Source organism: Cytobacillus firmus NBRC 15306, assembly GCF_001591465.1.
Classification (GTDB): domain Bacteria; phylum Bacillota; class Bacilli; order Bacillales; family Cytobacillaceae; genus Cytobacillus; species Cytobacillus firmus.
Genome location: NZ_BCUY01000153.1, coordinates 1 through 4,418 on the forward strand (window position 1 = coordinate 1; position 4,418 = coordinate 4,418).

The window sequence follows — 4,418 nt, forward strand, 5'->3', positions numbered from 1 at the left end:
GAAAAGAAATACCTATATTAAATTGACTGAAGATGGCGAAAAGGTATTATTAAGTCTTATGGAAACCTATTCTCCTGAGAAAAACGCGGTGTTTTCTGGTGCAATGCCACTAAGAGAGCTTTATGGAAAGTTTCCTGATATCATTGAAATTATGACGATCGTCCGCAATATATATGGTGACGATTTCATGGAGATCTTTGAAAAATCCTTTGCAAACCTTGAAAATCAATTTGATGAAGATGAGGGCAAATTAAAGAAAAAACAAGCAGCAGAAAAGGAACTTGTTTAATTAGAAAAAGTTCCTTCCAGCATTATGTAAACCCTAACAAAGCGAATCGCATGCATTCGCTTTGTATTTATGAAAACGGTTGCTCACTGCTTCACATTACTTTCATTTTATTAAAGTTTTTTTTCGACAAAATCTGTTTGTTTTCCCTATTGATTTTTTTATTTATTCATCGTAAAGTATCATAAGTGAGTTTGAAAGATTACTATTTTACTCCTTGTGGAGGTATTTTTATGATGAATTGCTGGAAGACGATTAACTTCACGAAGGAATATGGATCGCAGAGACTTTTTATTTTGTCTTCCTTAACCATGCTGGCTACTTTCATATTTACTTATGTTCCTGCAACATATGTATTTATGCCAGGTTCCTTTTACGATAATTATTTCATTTTCTTTGCAGCGGGACTATGGCTAATGTATCCAGTCCATAAGCTGCTTCACTACCTTCCAATTGCACACCTTGGAATTATCGTAAAAAAACAGCTGATTATTAAATATGGATTTATGCCAATTATATATATCCGAATAACGGAGCCTATTTCAAAACGGCTTTTCCTGACTGCCACTCTGGCACCTATGTTCATTATAAACAGCCTGCTTCTGGCTGCTTGCTTTGTTTTTCCTCATTATGTACATTATTTAGTCATTCTGTTTGCTTTTCATGCAGGCCTGTCTTTTTCTGACATTGTCTGCGCAAAAAACGTCCTTAATGCTCCAAATCAATCTTATGTAGAAGAAAATGAAGATGGATTTGAGATTTTACTTCGTTCGAACCATTAGCAGTAATCCCGGGTATCCTGACAAAGGATACCTTTTACTTACCTGACAGGCAATCTTAAATACTATCTTTTTTTCGTGAACTTTGTTATTGTAATTAACAGACAAAACATGTTACAGCAATCATATGACTGCCCAAGGAGGGAATCTTGGATGATCTCCATCTTTATTATTTTTGCCGTTTTTATTTTATTTTATATCAACAAGATGACAAATTCGCTTTGTCTCCAAAAAGAGATTCCTGAGGAACGGCAGCCCAAAGTATTCAGAACCATTAACATTCTTATCACCATATTGCTAATCTCTTCATTTGTAGAAATCTTGTATGCTTAGGATATCCTGAGCGCTCTTACCATGAGCAAAAGCGGCGGAAATTTTCCGCCGCTTTTTATATATACATTAATTTCACACATCAAAGCTTAGCAAAAACAAGAAGCTCCAATGATGATTAACAAAATGAACAGCACGACAACTAACGCAAAACCTCCGCCGCATCCATGTCCTCCAGACATATGGTTGCCTCCTCTCAAATTCCGGCACAGGGCCCTGTCAGACCCTATGCCAACCTAGATTTACAGCCACGCGCAGCCTACAATGATTAATAAAATAAACAATACAACGATTAACGCGAAACCTCCGCCGTATCCAGCACCCATGGATAACACCTCCCCTTCAGGTTGCTACCATATCCTATTCATTTGCCTCTGTTGTCGGATAGGCTTCTATCCCGGCTATCCAAACTTTTTTAGGCTGCTTGAAACCTCCCATCAGAGGGTTCCATGTATCATATGTACAATTGTCCTGAATGGGATGGGCGAATACCCAAATTTTTTTAAAAAACAATGGTTTATGAACCAAGCTTTACTTTCTTCTTTTGTTATTTTTTTCATTTATGGTATAGTAGAGAATGTGATAAATGAAGGCACTGTGAAGGCAATTGCTGGTTTTTAAGAAGTCTAAAAATTCAGCAGAAGACAGCAGTCAAGCTCTCCAGAGCCAAATTTGAAAATTAATTTAGGAGTGTTCAACATGAAGAAATGGATGCTATCGCTCTCCATTGCAGCTGGAGTAATTGGATTAAGCGCATGCAGCAGCACCGGCGGCGACTCAGGAGATGTTGTTGTTGAAACAAAGAGCGGAAACATTACGAAGGACGAGCTTTATGAAGCAATGAAGGAAAAATACGGCGAACAGGCGCTCCAGGAGCTCATTTATGAAAAAGTTCTTTCTGATAAATACAAAGTAACAGACAAGGAACTTAACGAGAAAATTGATGAACTAAAACAGCAGCTTGGCGCTAACTTCGAGATGGCACTTATGCAATATGGCTATAAGGATGAAGAAGATTTAAGGGAAACCTTTAAAACAGGCTTGCTTCAGGAAAAAGCCGCTATTAAAGATATTGAAGCAACAGAAAAAGAAGTTAAAGAATACTACGATAACTACAAGCCGGAAATTAAAGCACGCCATATCCTGGTAGAGGATGAAAAAACGGCGAATGAAGTAAAGAAAAAGCTTGATGAAGGCGGAAAGTTTGAAGATCTGGCCAAAGAATATTCTAAAGACCCTGGATCTGCTGCAAATGGCGGAGATTTAGGCTGGTTCGGCCCAGGTAAAATGGTTCCTGAATTTGAAGAGGCAGCTTATGCACTTGATGTAAATGAAATCAGCGCTCCTGTTCAATCAGAACATGGTTTCCATATCATTCAAGTAACTGAGAAAAAAGAGAAAAAGTCCTTTGAAGAAATGAAGAAGGAAATGGAATATCAAGTAAAAGTCTCCAAGCTTGATGGCGAGAAAATACAGCAGGCAATGGATCGTGAACTAAAGGCTGCTGATGTTGATATTAAAGATAAGGAACTAAAAGGAGTTCTTGATAAACCTGAAGCTGAAGGTGAAGCTGGAACTGAAGCGAAATAAAAAAAACGGGGCTCCCTGCTGGAGTCCCGTTTTTTATGTGTTAGTAAAGTCAGCCTGCTGATGCTTTAGCGGATTTCCGCTCTTCTTTTTCCCGTTCAAGACGCTTCATATAAATTTCACCCTCGCGTTCTATGCTGTCATGCTCCACTTTTTTCTCTTCCCTGCCTGTCCTTACCGCCATATATGCACTTATAACGATTCCGGCTGCAACAAAATATACCCAAATTGGAATCATCTTTTTCCCCTCTTTCTTTTCATATGGTTGTCCATTTACTTTAAAATGTATGCTGAACCGGAAAAAATATGATAGACAGACACTAAAAATGCCATCCTTTCCCATTAGGAAGGATGGCATTTATTATTTATGAAAACTAGGCTTATAGAATGAACGGTTATCCAGAGCAAATACCCGCTCCGAAAATTCTCCAGGTTTTACCCTTTCCAGAGCTCTATCAAGCATATTCATTTTTGCATCAATATTATCAATATAATGAAGAATTTCTGCTTCCTTGATTAACGGCGGCTTCGGACTGCCCCATTCTGCTTTGCCGTGATGGGATAAGACCAGGTGCTGAAGGACCATAATCTCTTCACCGCTGATTCCCAGTTCCTCAGCAGCTTTTCCTATTTCATTGATCATAATGGTTATATGTCCAAGCAAGTTTCCTTCTATTGTGTAAGATGTCGATATTGGTCCTGACAGTTCTGTTATTTTTCCTAAATCGTGCAAGATCACTCCGGCATATAGTAAATCCTTATCCAGGCTTGGATACAAACCGGATATTACTTTAGCCAAATCCAGCATAGAAACAACATGATAGGCAAGGCCGGAAACGAACTCATGATGATTCTTAGTAGCGGCCGGATATTCAAGAAAGTCCTTTTGATGCTTCTTCAATAAATGGCGAGTGATCCTTTGGATATTCGGATTTTTCATTTCAAATATATATTGAGTGATTTTACTCATCATTTCATCAGTACTTAATGGTGCTGTTTCGAGAAAGTCTGCCAGCTTCACCGGATCAGTTGGAGATGCCGGCCGTATTTGGCGGATTCTTAACTGATTGCGTCCACGGTAATTTAAAATATCCCCCGCCACTTTTACAATGGTTTCAGGACTGTAGTTTTTGGCATCTTCTTCAGACACATCCCAAAGCTTTGCTTCAATATCCCCGCTTTGGTCCTGGAAGATAAGGGTCAAGAATGGTTTTCCATTACTCGCAATTCCTTTAGCTGCACTTTTGATGAGCAGAAAAAGCTCGATTTGTTCTCCTACTTCGTAATAAACAATTCCTTTTGACATACGCGCGCCGACGCTCCCTTCACGAGGTTGTTTAAAAAGGGCATTCAGAAACAGACAAATCTTTTGCAGCCTCTTTAAACATGCAATTCTATTAACCTAGTATACCATACAGATACGGCTCTCTCCTATG

Annotated in this window: 7 protein-coding genes and 1 pseudogene; 4 read left to right on the top strand and 4 right to left on the bottom strand. The window is 38.8% G+C overall.

Annotation, left to right across the window (positions count from 1 at the left end; genetic code table 11):
* The 3 genes and pseudogenes from BFI01S_RS21110 to BFI01S_RS24185 all read left to right on the top strand — a co-directional run.
* Positions 1-289, top strand: a pseudogene (locus tag BFI01S_RS21110) (HTH-type transcriptional regulator Hpr); the annotation flags it as partial.
* Between the two features lie 230 nt (positions 290-519).
* Positions 520-1,068 (top strand): DUF3267 domain-containing protein, encoded by a 549-nt coding sequence (locus tag BFI01S_RS21115; RefSeq protein ID WP_061794337.1) that lies wholly within the window; start codon positions 520-522, stop codon positions 1,066-1,068.
* A 150-nt stretch (positions 1,069-1,218) separates the two neighbouring features.
* On the top strand, positions 1,219-1,398 hold the full coding sequence (locus BFI01S_RS24185; RefSeq protein ID WP_009331432.1) for a hypothetical protein: 180 nt from the start codon (positions 1,219-1,221) through the stop codon (positions 1,396-1,398).
* A gap of 86 nt (positions 1,399-1,484) precedes the next feature.
* Here the strand turns inward: BFI01S_RS24185 and BFI01S_RS22740 are convergent, their stop codons facing one another.
* Positions 1,485-1,577, bottom strand: coding sequence for a YjcZ family sporulation protein (locus BFI01S_RS22740; RefSeq protein ID WP_082139012.1), 93 nt, complete (start codon positions 1,575-1,577; stop codon positions 1,485-1,487).
* Between the two features lie 60 nt (positions 1,578-1,637).
* Positions 1,638-1,721, bottom strand: a complete 84-nt coding sequence (locus BFI01S_RS21125) for a YjcZ family sporulation protein (RefSeq protein WP_019381424.1) — start codon at positions 1,719-1,721, stop codon at positions 1,638-1,640.
* Positions 1,722-2,094: 373 nt separating this feature from the next.
* Here BFI01S_RS21125 and BFI01S_RS21130 point away from each other — a divergent pair, with 373 nt between their 5' ends.
* Complete coding sequence (locus BFI01S_RS21130) at positions 2,095-2,985, top strand: peptidylprolyl isomerase (protein ID WP_061794338.1); 891 nt, start codon at positions 2,095-2,097, stop codon at positions 2,983-2,985.
* A gap of 49 nt (positions 2,986-3,034) precedes the next feature.
* Here BFI01S_RS21130 and BFI01S_RS21135 read toward each other — a convergent pair whose 3' ends face one another.
* Both BFI01S_RS21135 and yhaM read right to left on the bottom strand, forming a co-directional pair.
* Positions 3,035-3,220 (bottom strand): sporulation YhaL family protein, encoded by a 186-nt coding sequence (locus tag BFI01S_RS21135; protein WP_061794339.1) that lies wholly within the window; start codon positions 3,218-3,220, stop codon positions 3,035-3,037.
* A gap of 123 nt (positions 3,221-3,343) precedes the next feature.
* Complete coding sequence (yhaM, locus tag BFI01S_RS21140; RefSeq protein ID WP_061794340.1) at positions 3,344-4,288, bottom strand: 3'-5' exoribonuclease YhaM; 945 nt, start codon at positions 4,286-4,288, stop codon at positions 3,344-3,346.
* Positions 4,289-4,418: the final 130 nt, after the last annotated feature.